Origin of the sequence: Neisseria sp. 74A18, assembly GCF_001308005.1 — a bacterium.
In the GTDB taxonomy this organism is placed as follows: domain Bacteria; phylum Pseudomonadota; class Gammaproteobacteria; order Burkholderiales; family Neisseriaceae; genus Neisseria; species Neisseria dumasiana.
This window is the reverse complement of sequence record NZ_LGZA01000064.1, coordinates 1-3,719: the sequence shown is the minus strand read 5'-3', so window position 1 is coordinate 3,719 and position 3,719 is coordinate 1. Positions and strand designations below refer to the sequence as shown.

At 45.9% G+C, this 3,719-nt stretch carries 4 protein-coding genes; all 4 read left to right on the top strand.

Going from position 1 to position 3,719, the window contains the following annotated elements:
- Window positions 1-199 precede the first annotated feature (199 nt).
- On the top strand, window positions 200-571 hold the full coding sequence (gene rpsL, locus AKG43_RS11725; protein WP_002218431.1) for a 30S ribosomal protein S12: 372 nt from the start codon (window positions 200-202) through the stop codon (window positions 569-571).
- A 111-nt stretch (window positions 572-682) separates the two neighbouring features.
- Complete coding sequence (rpsG, locus tag AKG43_RS11720; protein WP_054617456.1) at window positions 683-1,153, top strand: 30S ribosomal protein S7; 471 nt, start codon at window positions 683-685, stop codon at window positions 1,151-1,153.
- A gap of 24 nt (window positions 1,154-1,177) precedes the next feature.
- Window positions 1,178-3,280 carry an elongation factor G gene (fusA, locus tag AKG43_RS11715; protein ID WP_054617455.1) on the top strand — a complete coding sequence of 701 codons (2,103 nt, stop codon included), beginning with the start codon at window positions 1,178-1,180 and terminating at the stop codon, window positions 3,278-3,280.
- Window positions 3,281-3,361: 81 nt separating this feature from the next.
- Window positions 3,362-3,719 (top strand): GTP-binding protein (locus tag AKG43_RS11710; protein ID WP_197273141.1); only part of this gene is annotated, 358 nt, incomplete at its 3' end.

The window sequence follows — 3,719 nt, the reverse complement described above, 5'->3', positions numbered from 1 at the left end:
ATCGTATCGAGTGGATGCTCGTTCTTTTTTTACTTTAATTTTTAATTTAATAAAGTGTAATTGTTGTTTTGATGTATAAAATCTGCGCGCTGGGCAAGTTTCAATCGGGTTGGCTTGACTAAGTGTTTGCATTGGAAATATAATTCCGCTCTTATCGACATGGTGTCGTTAAGTATTTCACTCAACAGGACGAGAAAATATGCCAACTATCAATCAATTGGTACGCAAAGGCCGTCAAAAGCCTGTGTACGTAAACAAAGTGCCTGCACTGGAAGCTTGCCCGCAAAAACGCGGTGTATGCACCCGTGTATACACTACTACTCCGAAAAAACCGAACTCTGCATTGCGTAAAGTATGTAAAGTTCGCCTGACCAACGGTTTTGAAGTGATTTCATATATCGGTGGTGAAGGTCATAACCTGCAAGAGCACAGCGTAGTGCTGATTCGCGGCGGTCGTGTAAAAGACTTGCCGGGTGTTCGTTACCATACCGTTCGCGGTTCTTTGGATACCGCCGGCGTTAAAGACCGTAAACAAGCCCGTTCTAAATACGGTGCCAAACGCCCAAAATAACCTGATCCGATGGCACGTCGGTTATTTGCATTAGCCAAACAGCCGAGTAAGTGAATATCCTGCTGGATACTCATGGGATTACCCAACTGAATAGATATTTAAGGAATTAAAATGCCAAGACGTAGAGAAGTTCCCAAGCGCGACGTATTGCCTGATCCGAAATTCGGCAGCGTTGAACTCACTAAATTTATGAATGTATTGATGATTGACGGTAAAAAATCAGTTGCTGAGCGCATTGTTTACGGTGCGTTGGAGCAAGTTGAGAAAAAAACCGGCAAAGCAGCAATCGAAGTATTTAACGAAGCCATTGCCAATGCCAAACCTGTTGTTGAAGTAAAAAGCCGCCGTGTAGGTGGTGCCAACTACCAAGTTCCTGTTGAAGTTCGTCCTTCACGCCGCTTGGCTTTGGCAATGCGCTGGGTGCGTGATGCAGCCCGCAAACGTGGTGAGAAATCAATGGATCTGCGTTTGGCCGGTGAATTGATCGACGCATCTGAAGGTCGTGGCGGCGCGATGAAGAAACGTGAAGAAGTACACCGCATGGCTGAAGCCAATAAAGCATTCTCTCATTTCCGTTTCTAATCCAAATTTAGAAAGGCGACCAAAATGGCTCGTAAAACCCCTATTAGTTTATACCGCAATATCGGTATTTCTGCACACATTGATGCAGGTAAAACGACAACAACCGAACGTATTCTTTTCTATACAGGCTTAACCCACAAATTGGGTGAGGTTCATGATGGTGCGGCTACAACCGACTACATGGAACAAGAACAAGAGCGCGGTATTACGATTACTTCAGCAGCCGTAACTTCTTACTGGAAGGGTATGGCCGGCCAGTTTAAAGAACACCGTTTTAACATCATCGATACCCCGGGACACGTTGACTTTACCGTTGAAGTAGAGCGCTCCATGCGTGTTTTGGATGGTGCGGTAATGGTTTACTGTGCGGTAGGTGGCGTTCAGCCGCAGTCTGAAACTGTATGGCGCCAAGCGAATAAATACAAAGTGCCGCGTTTGGCTTTTGTAAACAAAATGGACCGTCAAGGTGCTAACTTCTTCCGAGTGGTTGAGCAAATGCGCACTCGTTTGCGCGCCAACCCTGTACCTGTTGTTATCCCGGTAGGTGCTGAGGATAACTTTGAAGGTGTTGTGGATTTGCTGAAAATGAAAGCCATTATTTGGAACGAGGCCGATAAAGGTACTACTTTCGAATATGGTGAAATCCCCGCTGATTTGGTAGCAACTGCTGAAGAATGGCGCAACAACATGGTTGAAGCTGCAGCAGAGGCCAGCGAAGAGTTGATGGATAAATATCTTGGTGGCGAAGAATTGACTGAGGAAGAAATCGTTGCTGCTATCCGTCAGCGTACTTTGGCTGGTGAAATCCAACCCATGTTGTGTGGTTCAGCTTTTAAAAATAAAGGCGTTCAACGCATGCTGGATGCGGTAGTGGAATTTTTACCTTCTCCAACCGATATTCCGCCCGTTCAAGGTGAAACACCCAGCGGTGAAAAAGATAGCAGGGAAGCAAGCGATGATGCTAAATTTTCAGCTTTGGCATTTAAAATGCTTAACGATAAGTATGTTGGTCAATTAACTTTTATCCGCGTTTATTCCGGTGTTGTGAAATCAGGTGATACTGTAGTCAACTCGGTAAAAGGTACCCGTGAGCGTATTGGCCGTTTGGTTCAAATGACTGCGGCAGACCGTACTGAAATCGAAGAAGTGCGTGCTGGTGATATTGCGGCAGCTATCGGTTTGAAAGATGTAACAACCGGTGAAACCCTTTGTGCAGAAGATTCTCCGATTATCTTGGAGCGTATGGAGTTTCCGGAACCAGTAATCCACGTTGCTGTTGAACCGAAAACCAAAGCAGACCAAGAAAAAATGGGTATTGCTTTGAACCGTTTGGCTAAAGAAGACCCGTCTTTCCGTGTTCGCACAGATGAAGAGTCTGGTCAAACAATTATTTCGGGTATGGGCGAGTTGCACTTGGAAATTATTGTTGACCGCATGAAACGTGAATTTGGTGTAGAGGCTAATGTCGGTGCACCTCAAGTTGCTTATCGCGAAACTATCCGCAAGGAAGTTGAATCTGAAGCTAAACACGTTAAGCAGTCGGGTGGTAAAGGTCAATATGGTCACGTTGTGATTAAGATGGAACCTTTGGAACCGGGTGGCGTAGGTTACGAATTTATCGATGAAATTAAAGGTGGTGTGATTCCTCGTGAGTTTATCCCGTCTTGCGATAAAGGTATTCGTGATACTTTGCCAAACGGTATTGTAGCCGGCTATCCTGTTGTGGATGTGCGTGTACGTTTGATTTTCGGTTCTTATCATGATGTAGACTCATCTCAAATTGCGTTCGAGTTGGCTGCTTCTATGGCCTTCAAAGAAGGTATGAAGAAAGCTTCTCCTGTTCTTCTGGAACCCATTATGGCTGTTGAAGTCGAGACTCCGGAAGAATATATGGGGGACGTAATGGGTGACTTGAACCGCCGTCGCGGTATTGTGTTGGGTATGGATGATGATGGCATCGGTGGCAAGAAAGTCCGTGCTGAAGTTCCTTTAGCGGAAATGTTCGGCTATTCTACCGATTTGCGTTCTGCCACTCAGGGACGTGCCACATATTCTATGGAGTTTAAGAAGTATGCAGAAGCTCCTGCCCATGTTGCTGCCGAAGTAACTGCGGCTCGCAAAGGTTAATCTGCAAAAAGGCCGTCTGAAATTTTCAGACGGCTATAATCCTGTTCTTTAATTGTTCTTTAATATAAAAGGAATTAGCTCATGGCTAAAGAGAAATTCGAGCGGAGCAAACCGCACGTAAACGTTGGCACCATCGGTCACGTTGACCATGGTAAAACCACTTTGACTGCAGCATTGACCACCATTTTGGCCGAAAAATTCGGCGGTCAGGCTAAAGGCTACGATCAAATCGACAATGCCCCGGAAGAAAAAGCCCGCGGTATTACCATTAATACTTCCCACGTTGAATACGAAACCGAAACCCGCCACTACGCACACGTAGACTGCCCGGGTCACGCCGACTACGTTAAAAACATGATTACCGGTGCCGCTCAAATGGACGGTGCCATCTTGGTATGTTCCGCTGCTGACGGTCCTATGCCCCAAACCCGTGAGCACA

Coding starts and splice junctions, on each gene's coding strand:
- rpsL (WP_002218431.1), top strand. CDS start 200: ATGCCAACTATCAATCAATTGGTACGCAAAGGCCGTCAAAAGCCTGTG.
- rpsG (WP_054617456.1), top strand. CDS start 683: ATGCCAAGACGTAGAGAAGTTCCCAAGCGCGACGTATTGCCTGATCCG.
- fusA (WP_054617455.1), top strand. CDS start 1,178: ATGGCTCGTAAAACCCCTATTAGTTTATACCGCAATATCGGTATTTCT.